The organism is Pseudomonas sp. Tul2A7, assembly GCF_054790505.1.
The window spans coordinates 5,500,209-5,523,967 of the sequence record NZ_CP186499.1 but is presented as its reverse complement, the minus strand read 5'-3'; the positions used below and the strand labels follow the sequence as shown (position 1 = coordinate 5,523,967).

Genomic DNA, 23,759 nt, shown 5'->3' with positions numbered 1-23,759 from the left:
CACTGATCTACACGCGGAAATTACAACGGAATGGACCTCCTCTGCAGATCACCTGCCTCGACTCGACGGATTCTTCGCGTCGGTTGGGCAGCTTGAGGAAGGGGTTTCTAAAGAGTGGCTTTCTGAGAGCGAGGATTTTGCACTTTCGGCCTGTTTAGATCCTCATTTCCCGGGTTTGGTGTTCTTGCGCGTCTACTTGGGTTCAACGTCAGATGACGACTGTGATTGGCAAATAAATGGGTCTTTGTTGGTCCTCCCCAGCCAGGTTGAGCGCTTTGCAAAAGACTTGTCCGCAATTTAACGGCGCAGTCGGAGTCAAGTCTTTGAACCGCAAATCTGCAACCTGGCGTGTTGATCGCAAGCTTTTTTTTAGCGAGCTTTCGGCCAGAAGCAGACCCTCACCTTGAAACGAGTAGAAGCAAGAAGATTCGGAGTAGGAAAATGCAATGTACCTGCAACGCTAAGGGCGACCTGGTAGAGATTGGTCAGCGTTACACGGCGTTTGTCGCAGGAATGCGCTGCCTTGCAACGGCGGACTGGGTCAAACTATTGCAATGCCCCGGGTGTGGGCAGCTTTGGCGAACCGATGAGTGGGATAAATATCAACCGCTGTACGCGCGCAAACTGGACTCGCCCGAGGGCTGGGAATCAGCTGATATGGAGTCCTTGATCAAGCTACGCATCGTCGAGAATCATGGCGGTCTGGATACGTCTGCTTGTCTGGCGAAGGACTGCAAGCAACATGTACTCAAGGGCCGAGCCTATTGCGTTGACCATTTTTATGAAACCGGAGCGAGAGGTTGAACCGTTGAAACTGGTCAGAAGAGTGGGATTAAAGGACAGATCACGTTTTTCTGAATGTGGGCTGTCCCTGAAATCTCCCCCAGCCACTCACCCCTTCAACGACATCGGTTTTTCCCCACCCGGAGGCAAGCCAAACAGCCTCCGCACCCCGTTAAGAAACGCCCCATAAGGTCGACCGAGCACCAGCATCATCACCGCCGCACCCAGCGTGCCGCGCACCAGACCTTCTCCCGACGCACCACTGAAGGCAATGATCGCCGCATAGATCGGCACCTGAAAACTGACCAGGGCGATGCTGTCCCAGAGCAACCTCGACAGCCGACCCTGACCGGCGCGCGTCATCAGCCAATCGCGCCAGATACCGTAAGGTCGCGCGACGGGAATCATTAGCGCCGCGCCCAGCAGGCGCGCGTGCAGAACCTGATCCCACGTCATGCCGGCAATGAAGCGTTCATTGATGATCCCGGTGGTGGTGAAAAACAGGATCAGCGCCGTGGTGTCTGCGATAAATGCAGCCCGACGCGTTGGCTGATGCAGACGGTGCGGCACATTATTTCTCCTGACAGTTATAGGCCAGTGCTTCATCGTGCTGTGACAGCCACAGCACCGCGAGGTGCAGAGATTCGCCACAGTTTCGCCGTCTGAAAATAATCTGAACCGCTGTCGGACCTGCTCGCCTAATGATTAGCTTGTGGTCAATCGCACAGGCCCCGTGTCAATAACGGCACACTCCGAGAGGTGGTCAACGTGGCTAAAGACGAAAAGAACAGCAAAGACAAAAAAGGTGACGCTTCGAAAGCCAGCAAGGATTTGAAAGACAAAAAGTCATCACCTGAAAAGAAATCAGCGGCGGCTTCGGCGCTTTCAAAGTCCTCCGACAAGGACAAGAAAGACAAGAAAAAAGATGCCGAGCCGAAGAAGTCTGCCAAAAAAGCGGACAGCAAGCCTGAGAAGGCCAAGGATTCAAAGAAGGCTGATAAGCCGGCTAAAAAGAAAAAGTGATCTTGAAAACAATAAAAAACCCGGCATTCAAACCGGGTTTTTTATTGCCTGCTGTTTGGAGATCAGAGCGCCGCTTTGACCTGCAAACCAAACACCAGCGCATTGTCGATGTCCTGCCCGGAGAACGCGCCCGGCTCGATGATGTACTGCACATTCGGTCGCAGGGTCAGCCAAGGCGTGGCCTGATAACCGTAGCCGAGTTCGATCAATTGCTCGGCGCTGTCCAGGTTCGGGAACGCGGTGCCGTTGTTCAATGCGGCATCCTGCAGTACGTCACGGCTGCGCGGGTTCGGCACGGCGCGTCCGTAACCCAGGGCGACGGTGTCACGCGGGCGACCTTCGAATGGTTTGTACAAAACCACCCCGGTGCCATACCACTTGCTGAACGGCGAAGCCGCTTCGCTGGCCGCCGAGTATTGGCCGAAGGCGTGCAGGCTGCGGCCTTCGGACGTTGGCGAGTTCCAGACCGCCTGATCGATCAGCAGGTAATGACCGCCGCGACCGGACACTTCTTTATCGCTGCCAATGCGTTTTACGTCGGAGCTGTCGTAGTAGTAGCCGAGCTTGTATTCGCCGGGCAGCTCACCCGCGTGCTTGTACACCAGCTCGATCGGCACCACGGTGCCGGTGGTGTGTTTTGGCCCAAGGTGCCAGGCGCGGCTGGAGTTGCCGTTGCTTTCCGGATCGACGTTGAACGCGGCCACGCGCAGTTGCCACGAGGACGACAGGTCGTATTTCACCCGCACGCCCAAATGCGCATTGGGATAGTTGGTCCAGCCACTGCCGCCGGACATGTTCAACGGATGGCCACAGAAACCGGCGTTCATGAAGTTGCACAGAATGCCGCTGTCGAGGCCGCCGAGATCGTTGCCCATGGCCATGTAACCGAGTTTCACGTTGAGCGCCGGGGTGAACAGGCTGCGCTCGTAACTCAGTTCGGTCAGGCGCGTGTACAGGCCGCCGTAGTTTTCCTGGATCGGCAGACGGTTGCCGACCAGATCTTCCGAGGCGCTGTTGCCGCGGCGGTCATTGATAGTCAACTGGACCTTGCCGGCGTTGTCGACGCCGTACAGTTTGCTCAGGTCGAACTGCACGCCGAGCTTGATGTTCTGCGAGTAACGCGCCGAGCGATGCAAACCGCCATCGGCGTTGTAAGCCATTTCACCGCTGTAATCGCCGGTGAACTTGATGCCTTGTTCATCCATCTGGTGACGCAAGCCACCCCAGTCACCGGTGAGGGTGCTGCGGGTCAACAGATCGGAATCGTTGTCGGCCAGCGCGGGGAGGGTGGTGGTGCATGCGACGCCCAGCAACAGGCCTTTGAACAGGTCGGAACGGGAAAAACCAACAGCCGATAGCATGTAAATCTTCCTGCAGAAAACTTGAGCAATAGGGGGAAAGCAGCGCGGCACCCGAAGGTGCCGCGCTCAAAGCAAGCGTCCGCGTTTAACGTGGACGCAGTGGTTTACGGCAGTGCGTAAGCCATCACGTAGTCGCCGCGATCGGTCGACTGACGCGCGCCGCCCGCGGTGATGACGATGTACTGCTTGCCGGTTTTCGGCGAAACATAGGTCATCGGGCCGCCCTGGCTGCCGACTGGCAGACGTGCTTTCCAGACTTCTTCACCGTTGCCGCTGTTGAAGGCGCGCAGGTAGAAGTCCTGGGTGCCAGCGATGAAGATCAAACCACCTTGGGTCGACAGTGTGCCGCCGAGGGTTGGCAGACCGATCTTGATCGGCAGGTGCATGCGGATACCCAGTGGACCGGTGTCTTCAACGGTGCCGACCGGAACCTGCCAGGCGATTTTCTGGGTCTTCATGTCGATCGCCGTCAGCGTGCCGAACGGCGGTGCCTGGCACGGAATACCGGCTACCGACAGGAAGCGGTTCTTGTTCACGGCGTACGGCGTGCCTTTCAGCGGCACCGCGCCCATGCCGGTGTTCAGCGCTTCGCCACCGCCAGCGGCCTGGCCTTTGTTCTGCGACGGAATCATCTGAATCCACAGACCCAGACGCATGTCGTTGACGAAGATGAAACCGTGCACCGGATCAGTGGAAATGCTGCCCCAGTTCATGCCACCCAGCGAACCCGGGAAGCTCAGCGATTTGTCCATGCCCGGCGCGGTGTACAGGCCGTCGTAGCGCATGCCTTTGAAATCGATGCGGCAGAGCAACTGGTCGTATGGAGTAGCGCCCCACATGTCCGATTCGGTCAGGTGCTGAGCACCGATTTCTGGCATGCCCACCGATTTCGGCTGAGTAGGGGAGTACGGTTCGTTCGGGATGTTCGCCGCTTTCACCGGCACTTCTTTCACGTCGGTCAGCGGTTTGCCGGTTGCACGGTCGAGCACGTAGATCTGCCCGGCCTTGGTGCCGATGACCAGCGCCGGAATGCTTTTGCCGTCTTTGGTGAAGTCGATCAGGCTCGGCTGCATCGGCAGGTCGAAGTCCCAGAGATCGTTGTGCACGGTCTGGAACACCCAACGCTCGTCACCGCTGGTGGCGTCCAGCGCGAGAATCGAAGCGCCGTAGGTGTGATCGAGTTTGCTGCGCTCGACACCATAGATGTCGGTCGACGAACTGCCCATCGGCAGGAACACGGTGTTGGTCGCCGGGTCATAGGACATCGGCGCCCAGCTGTTCGGCGTGCTGCGCACGTAGGTGCTGCTGTCGGCCGGTGCCTTTTTATCCTGCGGGTTGCCCGGGTCGAAGGCCCAACGCATGGCGCCGGTGATCACGTCGAAACCACGGATCACGCCGCCGGGCATGTCGGTTTGCACGTTGTCAGCCACGCGACCGCCAACCACCACGGTGGTACCGGCCATCAGCGGAGCGGAGGACAACTGGTAGTAGCTGTCCGGGACATTGCCCAGATCCGCCTTCAGATCAACCTGGCCGTTGTTGCCGAAACCCTGGCAGAATTCGCCGGTGTCAGCATCGACCGCGATCAGGCGCGCATCAATGGTGTTGGTCAGCAGACGACGCTGGCAATTGGCGGCCGGCGCAGGCTTGGCTTCGATGATCGACGAGTTGCTCGGCTGAGCAATCGCTTTGGTGGCGTCGAAATAAGCCATGCCACGGCAGCGCTGCCAGACTTTCGACTGGGCGTTGATCGCGTTCTTCCACAGCTCTTTACCGGTGTCGGCATCGAGGGCGATCAGGTTGTTGTGCGGGGTGCAGATAAACACCTTGTTGCCAACCTGCAGCGGGGTGAGCTGGTCTTCAGCACCGTTGCCATCGCTCTCGGCGACGTCACCGGTGTGGTAGGTCCACGCGACTTTCAGCTTGTCGACGTTGCTGCGGTTGATCTGGTCCAGCGCAGCGAAGCGGCTGCCACCTTCGGTATTACCGTAGTGCGCCCAGTCTTTCTGCGCCTTGTCCGGCTCGACCGGAGTCAGGCCCGGGCCGGTACCGGTGGCGGCAACGGTGGGGTGGGCGACGAACATGTTGCCGGCCGCCACAACCACGCCGACCGCCAGCACCGCAGCCACGGCGTAAGCGCCGCGACCCGCAACGCCACCGTTGGCACGCTTGAGCAGCGGATAAACCAGCGCCACGACCAAACCGATCACACTGAACATGAACAGGCGCGAGAACACCGGCCAGAACACCAGGCCAGCATCGCTCACCGCCCAGATCGCGGTGCCCACCAGGAACGCGGCGAACAGCCACGCACCGGCCAGCTTGAAGCGCGCGATCAGCAGACCGGAAACGGCCATGACCAAGCCACCCACCAGGAAGTACCACGAGCCTCCCAGGCTGACCAACTTCACGCCGCCCGCAGCCAGCGCCAAGCCGAGCAGGGCGATGACGACGCCCAGCCCGATCAGAATGAATTTTGATATGCCCGAGAGGCGTTGACTCTGCTTCACGTTGAGTGTCCCGTTGAAATGAGGCGCGCATTATATAGTTAGGTAACTACCTAGTTAAATCACAAATTTCAACGTGAAGCGTAGTTCGAGCTTTCGACTCGCGCCTGCAGAGGGCTCAGATGTGGAAATGTCTGTCGAAATGCGCACTAAAATAGCTGTTCTGTCAGATTGATTGTGATTTGTGACAGACATCGTCTGCCGTGCACTCAGGCGTAAATCATTTGCGCCGGGTTGTAAATGCGACGAATAACCACCCGGTAGCCCGACCCAGAGCGGTCAATGGATGCGCTGAGGTATATGGATATGCTTTTTTAATCTTGGAATTCGCCACGGTTTGCCGCTCAACTGGCGCCTTTTTGATAGGTGGCTATTTATGTCCGAGCGATGTGAGGTGGTGGTTCTGGGCTTGGGCGCCATGGGCGCGGCGACGGTTTATCAATTGGCGAAAGCGGGCGTGAACGTTGTCGGTATTGATCGTCATCACCCGCCGCACAACCTCGGCTCCAGCCATGGCGATACTCGAATCACTCGGCTTTCAGTCGGCGAGGGTGCGCAATATGTGCCCATCGTGCGCAATTCTCATCGCATCTGGCGTGAGCTGGAGGCACTGACCGGGGAATCGCTGTTCGAGCAATCGGGGTTGCTGGTGCTGACGTCGAGCGCCGAATTCGATCCTCAAGACCCGAGCGACTTCACCTTGCGCACCATCGGCCTGGCGCGGACTTACGGCATCGAGCACGAAGTCCTGTCCGCCGAACAGATTCGCCAGCGCTTCCCGCAGTTCGCCAACGTGCACGACTCGGCCATAGGCTATTTCGAACCGGGTGGCGGTTTTGTGCGCCCGGAGCGCTGCATCGATGTACAGCTCAAACTGGCCGAGCAACACGGCGCGACGCTTTATAAAGGCGAGACCGTCACGGCGATCAGCTCGAACGAAGAGGGGGTTACGGTCACGACCAACCAGCGCACATTACGGGCCGACAAACTGGTGATCAGCGCGGGCAACTGGAACGGCGAACTGCTCGGTGCACCGTATGAGAACCTGCTGAGTGTTTACCGACAAAAGCTGTTCTGGTTCGAGCTGGAAGAGAACGCCGGACTGGTCGGCCACTCACCGACGTTCATCTTCACCCACGGGCGCGGCGACGACAAAATCAACTACGGCTTTCCCGCGCTACCCGGCGAAAGCAGCATGAAAATCGCCACCGCGCAGTACCACACCGCAACGTCCGCGCAGGCCATCGACCGTACGGTTTCAGCGGCCGAAGCGCAGGACATGTACGAGCACCAGGTGCACGAGCGCATTGCCGGCGTGACCTCGAAAGTCCTCAAGTCGGCGGTCTGTGCCTACACCGTGACCCCGGATCGCCACTTCATCATCGACGAGCATCCCTCGCTGCAACACACCTTGTTCGTCTCGGCGTGCTCCGGACACGGTTTCAAGCATTCCGCCGCGCTCGGCGAAGCATTTGCGCAGTGGTGCATGCGCGGCTCGAGCGACCTGGATCTGTCCTCTTTCTCCCTGAAACGCTTCGAAGGAAAACTATCGTGAAACGCGTCGCGCTCTCCGTAGCACTGCTGGTCGCCGCCCTGGGCAATGCTTATGCCGAAACCCTGAAAATCGCCGTGGTGCCTGTGCCCCATGCCGAGATCCTCGAGTTCTTGAAGCCGGAACTGGCCAAGGAAGGGGTGACGCTGGATGTCAAAGTGTTCTCTGACTACATTCAGCCCGACCGGCAGACGGATGAAGGCTTGCTCGACGCCAATTACTTCCAGAGCAAACCGTATTACGAGGCCTACAAAAAAGACCGTCCGAGCAGCGATCAAGTGCCGATCGTCGCCGTGCACATCGAACCGTTTGGCGCCTATTCGAAGAAGATCAAAAACATCAGCGAACTCAAGGATGGCGCGACCATTGCCATTCCCAACGACCCGACCAACTCCGGTCGGGCGCTGCTGCTGATCGCCAAACAAGGCCTGATCACCCTGAAGGATCCCGACAACATCATGGCCACGCGCCTGGACATCGTCAGCAATCCCAAGCATCTGAAGTTTCAGGAACTCGAAGCGGCGATGTTGCCGCGGGTGGTGAATCAGGTCGACATGGCGTTGATCAACGCCAACTACGCGCTGGAAGCCAAACTGGTGCCGCACAAAGACGCGCTGTTTATCGAAAGTTCGGAGTCGCCGTACGCCAATTACCTGTACGTGCGTCGCGACAAGGCCAATGCTCCAGCGGTGCAGAAGCTCGGCGCGCTGCTCAATTCATCGCAAGTGAAGCAGTTCATTCTTGAGCGTTATCACGGCGACGTGGTGCCGGCGTTCTGACTCCGTCGGGAGCCGCCAGACATGCTGACGGCTCCCCACATCTTCAAGCGTTTTCTTCAATCCGACGCACGTCACCCAGAGAATCACGCTGCATCGATTGCAGGTTCTTCTCGATGGTTTCGCAAAGGGCTTCCATCTGAATCTGGTGTTCGCTGTGGCGAAACGGGCTTTGCAGATCAGTGCCGATGCGCTCGATGGCCAGCAGCATGAAGCCGACCACGGTCGAGGCCAGCGGCGTAAACCAACCCAGTGACTCGACCAGACCGACCGGCACGATCAGGCAGAACAGCGAAATAAACAGCCGTGGGAAATACACATAAGGGTAGGGCAGCGGCGTATTCGCGATCCGCTCCATGCCGCCCTGACTGTTGGACAGATCCACCAATGTCGATTCCAGCCGCGCCAGGCGAATGCTGTCCAGGCGCCCGGCCTTGTATTCTCGTGCAAGCAAAGTCGCCGATCCGGTGAGGATATCGTTGGCAAAGTTATTGGTCGTGCCACTGCGGGCGAATTCATTGGCGGGAATAAACGCGCGGACTTCCTCAGGGCAAGGCTGGCCTTGCAGGTGCGCCGCGAGGCAATTCACATAGGCGACGTGGCGGCGCAACAAGGTCGACTTGACCGGATTGACCTCGCCATCGGGATCATCCAGCAAAGTCAGCACCTGCCGGGCGAAGCTGCGCGAATTGTTGATCATCGAACCCCACAGCGTGCGTGCTTCCCACCAACGATTGTAAGCGCTGCTGTTGCGGAAACTGATCAGCACGATCAATGCCGAACCCAACAAGGTCAGGGGCATCAATGGCAGATTCAGTTTGGCGTTGAGGAACAGCATGAAGTCGACGGTGACGGCGATGTCCCAGAGCAGCAGCCAGAACAACGCCCAGCCGACATAGCCCAGAGTCTTGATGATCAAACGGTATTTTCTGACGATGGCTGCTTTCAAACGGAAACCTCGTGGTGAGCGGTAAGCGTTAACGCCTTAGCTCGGACGCTGTTTTCGGTGGAAAGGTTCGCTAAAACGCTTCAGCTTTCGTCGCCGCCGGCTAATCGGCCCGGAGACGATTGAAGGAAAATGACAGGGATCTTTTCATCAGTCTGGCCATCGGCGTTTCGATCTTTTCGTGAATGACATAGGACGCAGCGATCATCAAAGCCACGGTGCCCCACAGCAGCAGGTGCGCATTCACCGCTGGATAGGCCATGTTGAAGATGATGAAACCGATCATTTGATGTAACAGGTAAAGCGGGTACGTGAGGGCTCCCAGGTACGTCCAGTTCATTTGTCCGATGGCGGCTGTTTTGTTGGTTGCGATCAGAAGGAAGGTCATGAAGAAAACGATAATGACGCTGCCGATGATCGAGGGATCGTACTCCGTCGCATACTTGCTTTCGATCGACTCGGCCCAAGTAATGGCGGTGAAGGTGGCCAAGGCCAATGCGCCCGCCACCAGGGCAATGCGTGGTTTTGTAATACCTTTCGCCCATATCAGGTAGAACGTCGCACCGGCGATGAAATAGGCCGCGTAATCGGTGATCAATATCGAGCGCAGCTTTTCAAAAGCGAGGACTTCCGCTGTGGCCGACACCAGTAGCCAGAGCACCAGGCAGAGTTCGATTTTGTCTATTTTCTTCAAGGCCAGGAGAATCGAGATCATCAGGTAGAACTTGATCTCTACGAACAGTGACCAGTACACGCCGTCGATGGGCGGGACGCCGAGCAGGTCGCCGAGGAACGTCATGTTGATCAGGTATTGATAAAGATCAGCGCTGAATCGGGGCTGCCCGAAGGCGAGTGCGCTGGCAGACTGGATCGGGTTTTCGCCGCAGATGGAGGTTGAAGCCGGCGTGGAGCAGTTTGTACGCTGGTATCGCGAGTACTATCGGGTGTGAATAAACGGTGGCGTCCCCGCTGACTGGATGACGGGCGCCATGGGGACTGGATTACACCCTACGGTCTCGCCACTCCCGGCACATCCATATTGATCTTGCGCCAGAAAGCTTCCGCCAGACTGTAGACCGAGAACGCAATCAGCCCCAAGGCCATCACCATCAAAATCAGCCAGCCAGCGGGCAGATTCTGCAGCGCATCGAGCGCTTCCTTCATACCCGGTGGATCCATGGCTTGATAAGTGGAACCGCTGACCGCCAGAAGCAATGCAATCTCGATAAACACCACTCCGCGCGCTATCAGACCAAACCGGGAGACCGGTCGGACGTAGCGCATGACGTCCTCGTCGGCCTCGAAATACTTCTCGAACGTCGCTTTCCAGCCCTTGAAGATGTGAGCAATGCCGACCCCAAGCGGAATGAGGGCGATCAGGTACACCAGCCAGTTCGAGTGTTCCCAGGACAGCAGATGCGCCAGCCAGTCTTTGGTTTTTCCTGCGGAATCGCCCGAGCTTTTAATCCCGCTGATGAGTAGACCCAATGCAAAGAACGCCAGAGCAGCGTTGACCAAACCTCCGACAAACAGCCCTGTGCGAATCACCAGACCTTTGAGTTGTTTGCCGTGATGATCGACATCACGCGTTGCCTGCAGGACGCGCCAGGCGGCAAATGCGAGCAGTCCCGCTACGACAAGTCCAACCAGAAAATAGCCGAATGGCTGGCCCAGCAAGGCTTCCAGACTCTTGTGACTGTCCTTCGGTCTGGTCGAATCCTGGGCTGCCAGCAACGCAAAGATGCCGATGATCAGATACAGCATTCCTCGGGCGGCGTAGCCTCCCCGAGCGAGGATGACAAGGTTGCTTTGCGTGGACATGGGACGTATTCCTGAGAGGTCATACCAGAGCAGACCTTTCTCGCCGGAAGGGGTTCTATGACCTGTCGAGGAACGCAGTGTCTTCTCCAGGACATTGGCGCCGAGGCCGTTCACACCACGTCGTTTCGTTGCCGGCCGATAACGACGACGCAGAGTCGCCGCGCGGCTCATTCTGCGAGCGCTTTGGCCCTGGCAATTGAAAACGCTTTCGGCAGGCTGGCACCATTCTTCGCCGCTAGAATCTCGGCCATCACGCTAACGGCGATTTCCGCAGGGGTCTTGCTGCCGATATACAGACCGATCGGCCCGTGCAGGCGTTCAAGCGACGCTTCGGTTTCTCCAAAATGCTCGATCAGGCGTTCCCGGCGCAGTTGGCTGTTGCGCCGCGAGCCGATCGCACCGATGTAGAACGCCGGGCCGTGGAGCGCTTCGAGCAGTGCCAGATCGTCGAGTTTGGGGTCATGACTCAAAGCGACGATGCAGGTGCGCAGATCGACTGCGAAGTCGCGCACCACGTCATCCGGCATGCCGACAATCCGCTCCACACCGTCTACTGCCCACGTCTCAATGTACTCGGGACGCGGATCACATACTGCCACCTTGAAACCGTTGAACAAGGCCATGGTCGCCAGATACTCAGCCAGCGCGCCGGCCCCGATCATCAGCATCCGATAGCCCGGTCCCAAGGTGTTGAGCATCTGCGCGCCATCGAAGCTGAACTGTTCCGGCGTCGCGGTCGGTTCGAGCATCACCTGACCGGACTCCAGCGCCAGACGACGGCGAACCAGTTGCCCGGCGTCCAGTTGCAACAGCAACGCGTCAAGCGACTGCCACGCCGGGTTGAACTCAAGGATCAGTTCCAGCGTGCCACCGCAGGGCAGGCCGAAGCGATGCGCTTCATCGGCACTGACGCCATAGCGCACCACTTGCGGTGCGCTGTCGCTAAAAGCGCTGCCGCCATGGGCCGTGGTATAGCGATGGATCAGATCATCCTCAATGCAGCCGCCGGACACGCTGCCCACCACGCGGCCATCGTCACGCAAAGCCATCATCGACCCCGTCGGACGCGGTGAAGAACCCCAGGTGCGCGCCACCGTGGCGAGCAACACACGCTCGCCAGCGGCAAGCCAGTCCCGCACCGTGCGCAGGACCAGCAAGTCGATGCTTTCCATTAAAACCTCCTCTTAGCGCATCTGCAGAATGATCGGGCTGCTGCTGGCTGGATCAGTGTGTTCACGCAGTTTGCCCACCGTCTGCGCATCAACCGCTGTGCTCTGATTGCCCCAGGTGCTGCGCATGAATGTCAGCACTTCGGCGATCTGCTGATCCGACAACTGCTCACGGAAGGCAGGCATGCGATAGGCGTCCGGCACGCCAGCCGCGACCACACGCTGCGAACCATTGAGGGTGATGTTGATCGCCGAGGCGCTTTCCTTGGCGAGTGCCGCGGTGGCGCCGGCCAGCGGCGGCATCCATTCAGGTTGACCCTTGCCGTCGAGGCCGTGGCAGGAAGCACAGCGCGCCACGTAGGTATGAGCACCGGGCGAGTCCAGACGTTGCGCTGCCGATACCGCTTGATACTGCCAAGGTGCGCCATCCCGTTCGCGATCCCCGGGAAGTGACTTCAGGTAGTGGGCAATCGCGGTCAAATCATCATCGCTCATGAACTGCGTGGAGTTGTTGAACGCCTCGGTCATCGAGCCGTAGACCACTGCGTGTTGATTGCGACCGGTCTTGAGGAATTGCACGATTTCCGCCTCGCTCCAGCGGCCCAGACCGGTGTTGTGGTCATCACGCAGGCTCGGCGCGTACCAGCCATCGAGCAAGGCGCCAGCGAGGTACGGTTTACCGGATTCATCCAGTGCCTTCTCGTTGAACGCCAGGCCGCGCGGCGTGTGGCAACTGCCGCAGTGCCCCGCACCCTGAACGAGGTAAGCGCCACGGTTCCACTGTTCATCCTGCGACGGTTTGGCCGCATACGGTTCGGCATCGACAAACACACCGTTCCACAGTGCAATCGGCCAGCGCAGGTTCAGCGGAAACGGAATAGCGCTGGGGATGTTCGCCTGTTTCACCGGCGCCACGCCTTTCATGAAGAACGCATACAGCGCGCGCACATCATCGTCACTGAGCTTGGCGTAGGACGGGTAGGGCATCGCCGGATACAACCGGCGACTGTCGGGCGCCACACCGTGGCGCACCGCCCGGTCGAAGTCCGCCAGGCTGTAGTGGCCGATACCGGTTTCCGTGTCCGGGGTGATATTGGTCGCATGGATTGAGCCCAGCGGTGTGGCCATTTCCAGGCCGCCGGCGAACGGCGCACCGCCCGGCACGCTATGGCACGCCACGCAATCGCTGAGCCGCGCGACGTATTCGCCACGCGTGACCAGTGCCGGGTCGATGTCGGCCACAGCGATCTGATGGGTTTCAAGGCGCGAGACGGGCTCGCGGGTGACATACCAGGCCAGCAGGCCTGCCGCGACCAGGCACGGCACTGCCAGCCAGCCAGCGGTTCTTGCGAATCGGCGGTTATTCATGGACGCTCCGGCGCTGATCAAGTGAAGGTGTGTCGGCTCATGGGCAGGCTGCGCACCCGCTGACCGGTTAGCCTTGCCACCGCGTTAGCGACGGCGGGGGCGACCGCTGGCAACGGCGGTTCACCGATGCCGCCCATTTTTTCCCCACTCTCGACCACCCGCACATGGACCCGGGCCATCCGCGCAGGCGCCAGGATCGGGTACAAGTCGTAATTGCGCGCCCGGGGTTTGCCATCAATCCACACGGCTTCTTCCACCAGGGTTTGCGACAGCCCCAGCGCCACGGCGCCATTGACCTGAGCCTCGACAATCGCCGGGTTGACGATGCTGCCCGGGTCAATCGCTTGCCAGATGTCGTGCACCTTGACCTGGCCGTTCTCGATGGATACCTCGGCGATCACCGCCGTCTCTGTACCGAACGGCGAAGCCATGGCCACGCCGCGCGCACGTTTGCTGCCATCCTCGGCAGTAAACGGCCCGCGCTTCCAGCCACCCGACAGTTCAGCCACCGCTTGCAGCAGCGTGGTCAGGCGTTTGTTGTCACGCAGCAGATGCACGCGCAGGTCGAACGGGTCTTTGCCGCCCTTGTCGGCCAGTTCGTCGAGGAACGATTCATAGAAGAAGTCATTGAGCGAATTGCCCACCGAACGCCAGTAACCGAGCATGGCCGGGCCTTTGGCGTAAATCTGCGCGATGCGCTTGTTGGGGATCGCGTAGGACTTGCCCGACAAGCCTTCAAGCGCCGTCGGATCGAGCTTCTCGCCCTGTTTGCCGGCCAGGGCTTCGGTCGGGCCTTCGGTGGCACTGATCGCTTCGATTGCCAGCGGCCAGCCTTCGGCGTCCAGAGCGCCACGGAAATTCACCGCGGCAACCGGACGCAGCACATCACGCAGGAACTCTTCTTCGCGGCTCCAGATCAGTTTGACCGGACGGCCAACCGCTTTCGCCAGTGCGATCGCCTGAGGGTAGGGACTGGCCGAGTCGTAGAGGAAATGCCGGCCGAAAAAGCCACCCAGCAACGGCGAATGCAAGGTGATGCGCGACGTATCGAGGCCCGTGCGTTTGGCGATGTCGGCGCGGAACATGTCCGGCGCCTGATTCGGCAGCCAGACTTCGAGCGAACCGTCCGGATTGAATCGGGCCAGGGCTGACGGCGGCTCCAGTTGTCCATGGTTCAGGTATTGATTGTGGTAAGTGGCGTCGATCCGGGTCTTGGTCTCCTTGAGAATCGCCGCCACGTCGCCTTGGTTTTCATCATCTTTGGCCGGGCCTTTGTCTTCAGCGAGGCGCTTGAACCAGGCATCGCTGGAAAAGTCGGCGGGCATCGGCCGCACTTTGCTATCGGCCGTTGGCTCTTGCCAGTCGACCTGGATCGCCTCGACGGCACGTTTGGCGTGCCACCAACGCTCGGCGATCACCGCCACGGCGCCCGGCAGACGATGCACGGAATGCACGCCTTTCATGGCCTTGACCTGGTCTTCGTTGCGCAGGTTGCCCACGGTCATGCCCAGGCGCGGGGCATGTTGCACGGCCGCATGGAGCATGTTGTCGACCTTCAGGTCGATGCTGTACAGCGCCTTGCCGGTGGACTTGTCGTAGGCATCGAGGCGCTTCACCGGTTTGCCGATCCAGCGGAACTGACTCGGATCACGCAGCTTCACAGAAGCGGGATCAGGAACCGGCAGATCCATCGCGCGCTCGGCCAGTTCACCGTAAGCCAACGAGCGGCCCGACTTGGCATGCACGACTTCGCCAGGCTCGGTGCTCAACTCGCTCACCGGCACGCCAAGTTGTTGCGCGCCCGCTTGCAGCAGCATGGCGCGGGCGAGGGCGCCGAGGCGGCGCATGACCGGGTAGCTCATGCGCACCGACATGCTGCCGCCGGTGATGCGCATGCCGTTTTCCAACACCACATAGGCTTCGCCGGGCGGTGCGGCTTCGACCAGAAAGGTCGACGGATCGGCATCCAGCTCTTCACCGACAATCTGCGCCATCGCGGTGAACGTGCCTTGTCCGCCCTCCATGAACGGGCAGAGCAGACGTACGCGGTTGTCCGGACGGATCTCGAGAAACGCCGGCACCTGCGTGCCGCGTTCGGCCGTCGCCGCTGCAACGGCAGCTTGCACGCGTGTCGCACCCAGCGGCAGACCGAAACCGAGGACCAGCGCGCCGACGGCGGTACCGGTGAGAAAACGTCTGCGCGATACATTGATCGGTTCGTGTAGATCCAGTGCTGAGGCTTGCAGTGAAGGGTCGATTCGAACGTTCATCACGCTTCTCCCTTGCCGGCCAGCTCATGCATGGCGGCATGAATGGCGTTGTAGGTACCGCAGCGGCACAGATTGACCATCGCCGCCTCGATCTGCGCATCACTCGGCTTGGGGTTCTGTTTGAGCAACGCGGTGGCGGCCATTACCTGCCCGGACTGGCAGTAGCCGCACTGGGCGACCTGCAGATCGACCCAGGTCGAGACCACCCGTTTGCCGACTTCATCGCTTTCGATGGCCTCAATGGTGGTGACCTCGCGGCCGACCACACCGGCCACCGGCGTGACGCACGAGCGCACCACATTGCCGTCCACCAGCACCGAACAGGCGCCGCATTGCGCCAGGCCGCAGCCGTACTTGGTCCCGGTCATGCCCAGATCATCGCGGATCACCCACAGCAAGGGCGTATCGGCGTCGGCATCGACCTGATAGGTCTTCTGGTTGATTCGTAGTTCCATGATTCACCCGCTGATCATCGGTTGACGTGCATTGTTATGAGCGGTGATACGCGGCGAGGCGCATCAGCGTTTTTCGTTCAATTCGCTACTGTGCCGAGGGCTTCTGCCTCGAATGGCTGCCCGCGCAGAAGGGCGATGTCACGACTCGGCGCGGTGCCGAACAGGCGGCCATATTCGCGGCTGAACTGCGAGGGGCTTTCATAGCCGACCGCAAACGCCGCTCGCGAAACGTCGAGGCGCTCGACCAGCATCAGCCGCCGCGCTTCGTTGAGCCGCAGCCATTTCTGGTACTGCAGCGGGCTCATGCCGGTGAGCTGACGGAAATGATGGTGAAAGGTCGGCGCACTCATCTGCACTCTCGCCGCCAGATCGTCGATGCGCAGTGCGTCGGTGTAATTGACCTTGAGCCAGTCAATCGCCTTGGCGATGCGATAACCCTGACCATCGACGGCCGTGATCTGCCGCAGCCGTGCGCCTTGGTCGGTGTGCAGCAGCCGATAGTGGATTTCACGCAGAATCAGCGGCGCCAGCACCGGGATCGCCTCGGGCTCATCGAGCAATGCCAGCAGGCGATCGAGTGCGCCCTCCAGCGCAGACGACAGGCTGCCAATCGCGGCGCCCGTGCCCGTTGCTGGCTGCCGCTTGGCCGGCAGGCCGCTCTTGGTGATGACCTCGGCGAGCATGCTGACATCCAGTTTCAGCACGAGGCCGACACAGGGCTGCTCGGGACTGGCAAGCATCACTTCGGAGTTGGCGGGCAGGTCCAGTGAGGTCACCAGAAACCGCGAAGGGTCGTAGCTGTAACCCTCGCCACCGACCCACAAACGCTTTTCACCGCGACCGACGAGAATCAGGCTCGGTTCGATCATGCACACCACGGGCGGCGCTGGCTGGTCGCGACGAAACAGCGACAAGCCGGGTATGGCCGTGGCGAAGTCACCCGGCGCGCTCACACGCGGGTCAATGTTCAACGCCAAAGGCGATTCCTGGGGCAGAGGGGTAGGGATCATGTCGGGTCACTCCTGTTGACCGAACTCTAATCCGCGCGCGAGACGTTTCCTATCCATCACCCTGCATCGCCAGAGGATCAGGCAAGCATTCAAGAGGAATGCGCTAGGGAAGGGCCAGATTGACCGGGAGAATGTGTCTATCTGTTACAGGGGCAGCGCCCGAATGGGTTTCAAGCTGCTTGCCCCTGCGCATCACATCCACAGGTTTTTCGCACCACAGGTAGTTCCCATGACGTTTCCTTCTACAGATCCTTCTAAAACAACAGGCGGCTGGAGCGCTGTGCTGGCGATGTCGCTGGCCGCATTCGCCCTGGTCGCTTCAGAATTCATGCCGGTCAGCCTGCTGACACCGATTGCAGCCGACCTGCACATCACCGAAGGCCAGGCCGGGCAGGGGATTTCCGTGTCCGGTGCGTTTGCCTTGATCACCAGCCTGTTGATTGCCTCGGTCGCTGCTCGCGTCGAACGCAAGAAATTGTTGCTGGGCCTGACCTTACTGATGATCGTCTCCGGTACGGTCGTCGCGGTCGCGCCGGGTTACCCGTCATTCATGTTTGGACGTGCATTGATCGGGATAGCGATTGGTGGTTTCTGGTCACTGTCGGCGGCGACTGCAATGCGTCTGGTGAAGCCTGAACAGGTTTCGCGAGCGCTGGCCATCGTCAATGGCGGTAATGCGCTGGCCACGGTCATCGCCGCTCCGGCGGGCAGCTTTCTCGGCTCGCTGATCGGCTGGCGCGGCGCATTCTTCTGTGTGGTTCCGGTCGCAGTGCTTGCCGCCGTGTGGCTGCTGATCAGCCTCCCATCCTTCAAGGCTGAGCGCCAGGCCGGTAGCGGCAACGTTCTGCGACTGATGAAGCAATTGCCAGTGGCCTTGGGCATGGTCGCCGTCAGCGTGTTTTTCATGGGCCAATTCATGCTGTTCACCTACCTGCGGCCCTTTCTTGAGGGCGTGACGGGTGTCAGTGTTTCAACGTTGTCCTTGATGTTGCTGGGGCTGGGACTGGCCGGTTTTATCGGCACCTTTCTGATCGAAAGGTTTATGGGTCGCGGCCTCTACCGCACGTTGACCGTCATCCCGCTGATCATGGCGGCCATCGCGCTGGCGTTGGTCAGCTTCGGCAAATCACCGGTGCTGACTGCCATGTTGCTCGGCTTCTGGGGATTGGTAGCCACGGCCGCGCCGGTCGGCTGGTGGACATGGCTGGCGCAGACGCTGCCGGATGATGCGGAGGCTGGAGGTGGCTTGCTGGTGGCGATTGTTCAACTGGCGATCGCGGGTGGCGCGATCATTGGTGGTCTGGCTTTTGATTTGAGTGGTTATAAAGCTACGTTCGAGCTGAGTGCCGCGGTGTTGGTTGTCGCGTCTGTGCTGGCTTGGTTGGCGGGGCGTAATGCCACAGAGGTTCATTTTGCCGAACCGGCAGCTCATTCGGACGCTGTTTCCGGCGAAGCTGAGTCCCGATTTGTCTGATCGAGCAGAAGGCTGCTCAGTGCGCCAATGACGGTTGGGTCGCGACCGAGACAGTGAAGACCACGACAAACAGCACGACGACTGCCCAGAACATCACCATGACTGTCAGCATGACGACCTTAAGGCCTTGATAAAGCCTGCGCAGCCAATGGCCTTCGGGTTTTGCTTCTGCGCGGGTTCTGAGTACGCCTTTCAAATAAAAACCGAGGAGCGCCAACAGTGCGCCATCGATCGCCAGCGCAGGCAGGCCGGCTAAGGGGAAAATGCTATCCCACCGATAGAAAGAAGACCGGCTCAGGAAGACCACATAACAAGTCAGGCTGCCGTAGGGCAGTGCTCTCCACCATTTGCCGGCCAGCGCGCCGACCATCAGGCACATGATCACCATGAACGGGCTGAGGAGAATATGGAGCATCCACTCCAGTACGTTGGGCAAGTAGTCCGGGGAATGGATGCTGCGCCAGAGGTGTTCCAACATTGATCGGGTTCCTGCCTGCTATGAAGTAAGTGCTGCTGCGGTGCTTCCGTGCCACTGGACGGTATCGGCGTGTTTTCGGGTTACATAAGGGTTGTTATGTGAATCAGCGGCTGTATCCGAGTGGTGAGCAGGCAGTTTGCTTACAGTTGCAGCACTCGAACCTGTCGTCGCTCCAGAACATCATCTCTACCCAGTGGTAAATGGGGATGAACCGGAGGTGGATGAAGTGTCCCGCGTCATGACCGAAACGGCCGATAGATGCCAGTTGTAGTCGGCTGACCACTCACTGCGATTTTTTCGCCCATGCGCCGAAGATCATGTCTCCGATATAGATACCTTCAGATTGGGTACGCTCATCATCTAGCCGCGCTTGCAGGGTTTCTATTTCGATCTCTTCTGCGCTGGCCACGCCGTGCGCAAGGATTCGCGGCAGGCAGGCTCGTACGATATGTCCCAGCGCGTAGGGGCAGCCGGGCGTTTGTATAAGGCATTCTCCACGTACCGTTTCGACGGATAAACCGGCCTGGGTAAAGATGCGATGAAGGTTGAAGCCGATATGCAGATCGACCCCTTCACGCTCGATCATGCGTTGTATCCAGCCCTGGGCCCGTTTGTGTAGCGGGAATCCGTCCAGGCTCGCAGGAACCAGAGTGGTGTCATGCTCTTGAAATACGAGAATGCCTCCAGGCCGCAAGTGTCGCGCCAGTGCACGTACAGCCGCGACGGTATCAGCCTGATACATCAACACCCGCCGACCAACGATTGCGTCGAACACGCCAAGCGACTCGGCAAGTCCGAGCAGATCGCTATCGATGAATTCAGGTTGGGCATGGCCTCGTGGGGCGTTGCGTTGGCGTGCCATGGTCAGTGCATTGGCGTCGTGATCCGCCCCCAACACCGCCCCGGTGCTGCCGACCAGGCGCGCCAGCAAGTAGGTGACATCGCCAGAACCGCAGCCGACGTCCAATACGCGCATGCCTTCGCGGATTCCGGCATTGACAAGCAGGCGTTCGGTGAAGTCGGGTGAAGTGTTCGACACGGCAAAGCTCCTCAGGTGTATTGCAAATGTGCGCCACCCCATCGGTAGGTTCTGGCGGCGCCATCCATTGCGTTGCGGGCGAAGGCGCTTTTTGCGGGTGGTTGCAGCTGCATGGCGCCTTCGGGTCGTCTTCGACAGTTTCCGTTAATCAGGCCGCCGCGAGCAGCGCCTCGTCCTTTGCAACCGCACGTTTATACGCCTCTCGGCCGGTGAGTTTCTCGGCGTAGGCGAGAAATGCTGCCCGGGGCGGCAAGGTGTTCATGGCAAGTCCCCAGCCGATGTGCGAGCCGACATACACGTCCGCCGCAGTGAAGCGCTCACCGGCAATGAAAGGGCTGGCCAGCACCGCGCGCTCGAGCTGGTCCACTGTGCGTTCATAGCTTCCGTAGCCAAAGAAGAACTCTTGCTCAGGCTCAGGGTTGAAGCCCGCGCGGTGGTTGGTTACGGCCTGCTCCACGGGGCCGGCTGCAAAAAACAGCCAACGGTAATAGGCCGCCCGGTCCTCTGGCGCAGGCGCCAATCCGGCTTCGGGAAAGGCGTCAGCCAGATAGGCACAGATGGCAGCAGTTTCTGTTATGGTCTGCCCGTTGTGCACCAGCGCGGGGACTTTTCCCATCGGATTCACGTCGCGGAAAAAAATCGCGCGTGGATCATCAGGGCTGGTATGCACGGGCACTTGCAGCGCAGCACCGCCCCAGCGGTCAGCTCCACTGGCCGACTGGTAATTCAGAATGACCACGTCATAGGTGCAGCCGATTTCTTCAAGCATCCAGCGCACCATGCGGCCGCGAGAATTGGGATTGGTATAGAACGTTGTTGCCATCGTGAGCTCCTCAGCTCGTTTCATTAACGACCATGTTAAGAGCGAAGGCGCATTCCTTCGTGGGCGGTTTACGCCAGAACACTTGCGAAACGCGCCATTGATTGGCGCTGCATTACGCGTTGCCGCTTACGTGCGGCTCGGAGCCTGAAATGTCCCAACCTGAGATCCGCTCCGAGCGGTGCAAACTGCCCAAAGTATTCTGGCAGGCGATAGAGCGACTGGGTCTCAGCCCGGTGGCGGTTCAACAACATGCGCAATTGCCAACCGACCTTCACCTGAACGACGCCGTTGTCTCGATCCATCAGCTATTCGCTGTCTGGCGGGCCATTGAGGCGTTATCTGCAGACCCGGCTTTCGCCATAAAAATGGTCCGCAACACACCCAGCGGGAAACATAAACTGGCGTTTCTCGCCGCGTTATATGCCGCCGATTTTCGCGAAGGGGTGGCGAGGTATTCGCGCTTCATGCGCCTATGCAGCCCGGACCAGATTTGTGTCGAGGAGCGTAATGGCGAGGTGTCGTTCACCATTCTTTGGCCGGCTGGCAGCGGCCCGCAACCTCATCTCGCGGTGGAGGCGTGTTTTGCATTTGTGCTGGAACTCGGTCGGCGCGGCACGGGGGAGCACGTGAGGCCTTTGACAGTGAGCCTGCGACGCCCAGAACAAAACCTGGAAACCCATGCGCATTATTTTGGCTGTCCCATTCGCTATGGCGCAGCTCGTGACCAACTGACAATCAGCGCCAGCGACTTGAGCCTGCCGTTTCTTGCACATAACCCGGAAATGCTCCACGTCATGATGCCTGGCATGACTGCCGCCTTGCAGGAGATCGGCGCGCCAGCTGGATTCCGTGAGCAGGCAATCGGATTGCTGAAACGAGCGTTGGCGGACGGACGACCAACCCTGCAACACTTGGCTCAAGAGCTGCTGCAAAGTGAACGAACGCTGCAACGACGGTTGGCGGCAGAAGGGACAACGTTCAGCGAGCTGCTCAATGAGGCCCGACGCCAAGTGGGCTTTCACTTGCTTGCCGATACAAGCCTTGAACTGAAAGAGGTGGCCTATTTACTCGGGTACGAAGACGCCAATTCTTACTTTCGGGCCTTCCGGCAGTGGGAAAAGATTTCGCCTGGTGAATGGCGACGTGTTAACGCATAAAGAAGCAGGTCGGTCAGTATCTCTATACTGGCCTTCCAGGATGGTAAATAGAGCGCAAAATATGCCCGTCACAGCCAATCAAAATTCCCCAGTCACTTTTGTCATAGCTCAACAAAGCGACCTGGACAATCTTGTAGCCATTCGAATTGAGGCCATGCGCGACAGTCTGGAGCGTGTTGGGCGATTTGATCCGGTGCGTGCGCGTGAGCGGTTTCTTAGCGGTTTTGAAGCTCGCAACACACACTACATCGAGGTATCCGGGGAGAGGGTTGGTTTTGTAGTGGTCAAACATCACCACAATGAACTCTTGCTCGATCACTTGTATGTGAAACCGAGCGCGCAAGGATCTGGTATAGGCTCTGTTGTTCTCACTCAGATTTTCAAAGTGGCGGATGCGGCTGCGCTCCCTGTTAAAGTTGGAGCTCTCAAAGAAAGCGCTTCAAATCGCTTTTATATTCGCCATGGCTTCCAGTTCGTCGAAAGCAGTGAATTCGACAATTATTATGTTCGTCAGAGCGTTCCGGCGGTTGGCCCGGCTTGCTAGCAGGATGTGATGCACCTCAAGTACGTTTTTAAACACTCTGGGCCGAAATCAGCTGCTCCGTGACTAACAGCTATCGCGCCTGTAAAAACCGTTCATGAGCGATCCTTTTTGCCCGACTCAAGTCGATAAAAGAGGGCTTTCTAACGATCACTATTGCTCCAACCACTCTGAATGAATCTGTGGAAGGAGTTCCTGTAACCATTCGACAAACACTTGCACCTGTGGCGCCAAGTGCGTCCGACTGGGGTAGAGCACAGTCACAGGCCGAGGGGTGGGCCGATAGGGCCTTAGTACTTCCACTAAAGCGCCACTGCTCAAATACTCAGCCACGGTGATACCGGGTGCCTGGATTATTCCAAAGCCAGCTACGCAGCACTTAACGTATGCATTGGACTCGGTGACAGAGATGCCAGCGTTACTGGTAAATGCCTGATCGGTACCCTTTATCGAAAAGTGCCAAGGCAACGTTCTGTTGTTTTGACCGGAAAGGAAATTGACTCCCCGATGGGCGTTCAGATCAGCAATCGTCAGGGGTTCGCCGTGTTCTTGCAGGTACTTCGGCGCAGCACACGTCACCATCGTTGCCATTCCTACAGGGCGAGCGATCAATGTGGAGTCCGGTAAATCGCCGATACGCAAAGCACAGTCGATGCCTTCTCCGACCAGGTCAACGGCGCGATCGGTGACGCCCAGAACCACCTTTATACCGGGGAAGGCGTCGGTGAATCCTTTCAGACTATTGATGAACTCCAGTTGCGCGAAAGCGCTAGGGATATCGACGCGAAGTCGGCCTTCGAGCGTCGCGCCGCTGCGGTCAAACATTGAAGTCGCGGTAGAAATATCCGCGAGAATTTCCTGCACTCGCTCATAGAACAGTTTGCCTTCGGTGGTGAGTGCCACCTTTCTCGTAGTGCGCTGAAACAGACGCACACCCAAGGTTTTTTCCAGTTCTTTAATGTAGCGAGTCACCTGAGGCCGTCCGATGTCCATCGACTCGGCGGCTCTGGTGAAGCTGCCCAGCTCGGCGAGTCTGGCGAAAAGTCGCATCGATTGCAGCAGTTCCATAGATCTTCACCTGGCGATCCTCAATTGTTGCCTCAGAATAGAATAATCATGTCATTTTTTGCGCATTTATTGCGCGCGGCCAAAAGCGAAAGATGCTGCCCTGCGAATCCGTAGCGGTTTGCAGCCATCAAATCGTTT

General features: G+C 59.0%; 22 protein-coding genes. 7 read left to right on the top strand and 15 right to left on the bottom strand.

Going from position 1 to position 23,759, the window contains the following annotated elements; all coding sequences use genetic code 11:
* Positions 1-441: 441 nt before the first annotated feature.
* A complete protein-coding gene (locus tag ACOYXJ_RS24670) occupies positions 442-804 on the top strand; it encodes a hypothetical protein (protein ID WP_460372051.1) in 363 nt (120 codons plus the stop codon).
* A gap of 87 nt (positions 805-891) precedes the next feature.
* Here the strand turns inward: ACOYXJ_RS24670 and alaE are convergent, their stop codons facing one another.
* Positions 892-1,353 carry an L-alanine exporter AlaE gene (gene alaE, locus ACOYXJ_RS24665; protein WP_460372050.1) on the bottom strand — a complete coding sequence of 154 codons (462 nt, stop codon included), beginning with the start codon at positions 1,351-1,353 and terminating at the stop codon, positions 892-894.
* A gap of 189 nt (positions 1,354-1,542) precedes the next feature.
* Here alaE and ACOYXJ_RS24660 point away from each other — a divergent pair, with 189 nt between their 5' ends.
* Positions 1,543-1,806 carry a hypothetical protein gene (locus tag ACOYXJ_RS24660; RefSeq protein ID WP_191622603.1) on the top strand — a complete coding sequence of 88 codons (264 nt, stop codon included), beginning with the start codon at positions 1,543-1,545 and terminating at the stop codon, positions 1,804-1,806.
* A gap of 62 nt (positions 1,807-1,868) precedes the next feature.
* Here the strand turns inward: ACOYXJ_RS24660 and ACOYXJ_RS24655 are convergent, their stop codons facing one another.
* Entirely contained in the window at positions 1,869-3,167 is a 1,299-nt protein-coding gene (locus ACOYXJ_RS24655; protein ID WP_460372048.1) for a carbohydrate porin, read from the bottom strand.
* A gap of 104 nt (positions 3,168-3,271) precedes the next feature.
* Positions 3,272-5,677: a glucose/quinate/shikimate family membrane-bound PQQ-dependent dehydrogenase gene (locus ACOYXJ_RS24650; protein WP_460372046.1), complete on the bottom strand. Its 2,406-nt coding sequence runs from the start codon at positions 5,675-5,677 to the stop codon at positions 3,272-3,274.
* Between the two features lie 373 nt (positions 5,678-6,050).
* Between ACOYXJ_RS24650 and solA the strand changes: the two genes are divergently transcribed.
* Entirely contained in the window at positions 6,051-7,229 is a 1,179-nt protein-coding gene (gene solA, locus ACOYXJ_RS24645) for an N-methyl-L-tryptophan oxidase (RefSeq protein WP_460372044.1), read from the top strand.
* Complete coding sequence (locus tag ACOYXJ_RS24640; protein WP_460372042.1) at positions 7,226-8,005, top strand: MetQ/NlpA family ABC transporter substrate-binding protein; 780 nt, start codon at positions 7,226-7,228, stop codon at positions 8,003-8,005. Before solA ends, ACOYXJ_RS24640 begins: the two co-directional genes overlap by 4 nt.
* A gap of 43 nt (positions 8,006-8,048) precedes the next feature.
* Here the strand turns inward: ACOYXJ_RS24640 and ACOYXJ_RS24635 are convergent, their stop codons facing one another.
* The 8 genes from ACOYXJ_RS24635 to ACOYXJ_RS24600 all read right to left on the bottom strand — a co-directional run bounded on the left by ACOYXJ_RS24635 (position 8,049) and on the right by ACOYXJ_RS24600 (position 17,041).
* On the bottom strand, positions 8,049-8,951 hold the full coding sequence (locus ACOYXJ_RS24635) for a bestrophin family protein (protein WP_095118968.1): 903 nt from the start codon (positions 8,949-8,951) through the stop codon (positions 8,049-8,051).
* 100 nt (positions 8,952-9,051) lie between these two features.
* Positions 9,052-9,747: an acyltransferase family protein gene (locus ACOYXJ_RS24630; protein WP_460380854.1), complete on the bottom strand. Its 696-nt coding sequence runs from the start codon at positions 9,745-9,747 to the stop codon at positions 9,052-9,054.
* 209 nt (positions 9,748-9,956) lie between these two features.
* The gene (locus ACOYXJ_RS24625; protein WP_460372040.1) at positions 9,957-10,769 is read right to left on the bottom strand and encodes a DUF1206 domain-containing protein; all 813 of its coding nucleotides are present in this window, start codon (positions 10,767-10,769) and stop codon (positions 9,957-9,959) included.
* Positions 10,770-10,936: 167 nt separating this feature from the next.
* Positions 10,937-11,941 (bottom strand): XdhC family protein, encoded by a 1,005-nt coding sequence (locus ACOYXJ_RS24620; protein WP_460372038.1) that lies wholly within the window; start codon positions 11,939-11,941, stop codon positions 10,937-10,939.
* Between the two features lie 12 nt (positions 11,942-11,953).
* The gene (locus ACOYXJ_RS24615; protein WP_460372036.1) at positions 11,954-13,306 is read right to left on the bottom strand and encodes a c-type cytochrome; all 1,353 of its coding nucleotides are present in this window, start codon (positions 13,304-13,306) and stop codon (positions 11,954-11,956) included.
* 17 nt (positions 13,307-13,323) lie between these two features.
* Positions 13,324-15,576, bottom strand: a complete 2,253-nt coding sequence (locus tag ACOYXJ_RS24610; RefSeq protein ID WP_460372034.1) for a xanthine dehydrogenase family protein molybdopterin-binding subunit — start codon at positions 15,574-15,576, stop codon at positions 13,324-13,326.
* Entirely contained in the window at positions 15,576-16,031 is a 456-nt protein-coding gene (locus tag ACOYXJ_RS24605; protein WP_150792871.1) for a (2Fe-2S)-binding protein, read from the bottom strand. The genes ACOYXJ_RS24610 and ACOYXJ_RS24605 overlap by 1 nt, the downstream gene beginning before the upstream one ends.
* A gap of 77 nt (positions 16,032-16,108) precedes the next feature.
* On the bottom strand, positions 16,109-17,041 hold the full coding sequence (locus tag ACOYXJ_RS24600; RefSeq protein WP_460372032.1) for an AraC family transcriptional regulator: 933 nt from the start codon (positions 17,039-17,041) through the stop codon (positions 16,109-16,111).
* A gap of 229 nt (positions 17,042-17,270) precedes the next feature.
* On the opposite strand from ACOYXJ_RS24600, the gene ACOYXJ_RS24595 reads away from it, so the two are divergent.
* Positions 17,271-18,515: an MFS transporter gene (locus ACOYXJ_RS24595; protein ID WP_460372030.1), complete on the top strand. Its 1,245-nt coding sequence runs from the start codon at positions 17,271-17,273 to the stop codon at positions 18,513-18,515.
* Between the two features lie 16 nt (positions 18,516-18,531).
* On the opposite strand, the gene ACOYXJ_RS24590 is transcribed toward ACOYXJ_RS24595, so the two are convergent.
* From ACOYXJ_RS24590 to ACOYXJ_RS24580, 3 genes are all read right to left on the bottom strand, one after another.
* Positions 18,532-18,993: a hypothetical protein gene (locus ACOYXJ_RS24590; RefSeq protein ID WP_150792868.1), complete on the bottom strand. Its 462-nt coding sequence runs from the start codon at positions 18,991-18,993 to the stop codon at positions 18,532-18,534.
* A gap of 283 nt (positions 18,994-19,276) precedes the next feature.
* Entirely contained in the window at positions 19,277-20,032 is a 756-nt protein-coding gene (locus tag ACOYXJ_RS24585; RefSeq protein WP_460372028.1) for a methyltransferase domain-containing protein, read from the bottom strand.
* Between the two features lie 148 nt (positions 20,033-20,180).
* A complete protein-coding gene (locus tag ACOYXJ_RS24580) occupies positions 20,181-20,855 on the bottom strand; it encodes a glutathione S-transferase family protein (protein WP_460372027.1) in 675 nt (224 codons plus the stop codon).
* 149 nt (positions 20,856-21,004) lie between these two features.
* Between ACOYXJ_RS24580 and ACOYXJ_RS24575 the strand changes: the two genes are divergently transcribed.
* Both ACOYXJ_RS24575 and ACOYXJ_RS24570 read left to right on the top strand, forming a co-directional pair.
* Positions 21,005-22,012 (top strand): AraC family transcriptional regulator, encoded by a 1,008-nt coding sequence (locus ACOYXJ_RS24575; RefSeq protein WP_460372025.1) that lies wholly within the window; start codon positions 21,005-21,007, stop codon positions 22,010-22,012.
* 61 nt (positions 22,013-22,073) lie between these two features.
* Positions 22,074-22,556 (top strand): GNAT family N-acetyltransferase, encoded by a 483-nt coding sequence (locus tag ACOYXJ_RS24570; protein WP_460372023.1) that lies wholly within the window; start codon positions 22,074-22,076, stop codon positions 22,554-22,556.
* A 150-nt stretch (positions 22,557-22,706) separates the two neighbouring features.
* On the opposite strand, the gene ACOYXJ_RS24565 is transcribed toward ACOYXJ_RS24570, so the two are convergent.
* A complete protein-coding gene (locus ACOYXJ_RS24565; protein WP_460372022.1) occupies positions 22,707-23,621 on the bottom strand; it encodes a LysR family transcriptional regulator in 915 nt (304 codons plus the stop codon).
* Between the last annotated feature and the right edge of the window lie 138 nt (positions 23,622-23,759).